The sequence below is a fragment of the Acinetobacter sp. CFCC 10889 genome, from assembly GCF_003268395.1.
GTDB lineage: Bacteria > Pseudomonadota > Gammaproteobacteria > Pseudomonadales > Moraxellaceae > Acinetobacter.
Window position 1 is genome coordinate 1 of record NZ_LQXQ01000156.1, and the last position, 1081, is coordinate 1081.

Consider the following 1081-nt stretch of genomic DNA (forward strand, 5'->3'; position numbering starts at 1 on the left):
AACCAACTCGTTTTTGAGTATGCCCCAAAAGCTCTCAATAGGTGCATTATCGTAACAGTCTCCTTTTTTGCTCATTGAACCCTGAAATCCATATTTTTCAATCATATTACGATATTCATGACTGCAATATTGACTACCTCTGTCCGAATGAACAATTAAGCCTTGAGATGGCTTATGATTGCGAATCGCCATACTCAATGCATTGCAAATGAGATCTGCTGTCATCCGTTCACTTAAGCTATAACCAACCACTTGTTTGCTATAAAGGTCTTTTAAAGCAGCTAAATATAGCCAACCTTCAGCCGTCCATATGTACGTAATATCACTTACCCATGCAACATTTGGAGCAGTTACTGCAAAGTTTTGCTCTAACAAATTATTGTAAACAGAACGATTATGATCGCTATTTATTGTCCTTTTAAAACGCTTATGACGCTTACAGTACAACTGATTTAGCTTTTTAATACAACGGACTGCATACTCACTGATTTGAATGCCTTGTGACTGTAGATACTTTGCTAGACGAACATAACCATAGCTTTCATGGGTTTCCTGATGTGCTATTTTGACTAGGATTGTCTGCTGGTTTCTTAGAACAACTCTTTTACTCATGCCTCGTTTCAACCAGTCATAAAATCGCGAAACTGACACTTTTAACAGCTTTGCCATCATGGTAATTGGATATGTATCTTTATACTGTTTCATACAGGCGTACCTCACTGACTTTCCTTGGCAAAGTACGCTGCTGCTTTTTTTAGGAATTCTCTTTCCATTTCAGCAGTTTTAAGTTGCTGTTTGAGTTTTTTATTTTCTTCGAGTAAAGCAACGAGATCAGGTGAATATTGCTGTGTGCCTGCTAATGTTCCAGCTTTTGCTTTGTTGTACCAATTTGACAAAGTTTGCATGGAAATACCAAGCTGTCTTGCTGTTTCCGAAACATTGCCTTTATTTTCTTCAATTTGTTTTATTGCTTCAGCTTTAAATTCTGCTGTATAAATCTTTTGCTTTTTGCTCATGGTAAACTCCTGATGAGTACGTTTAGTTTACCAAGTTAAAGTCTCCGCTTTTATCAGCATACATC

General features: G+C 37.1%; 1 pseudogene. It reads right to left on the reverse strand.

Annotation, left to right across the window (positions count from 1 at the left end):
- Window positions 1-1016 (reverse strand): annotated as a pseudogene (locus tag AVJ19_RS21130) (IS3 family transposase); the annotation flags it as partial.
- Window positions 1017-1081 lie beyond the last annotated feature (65 nt).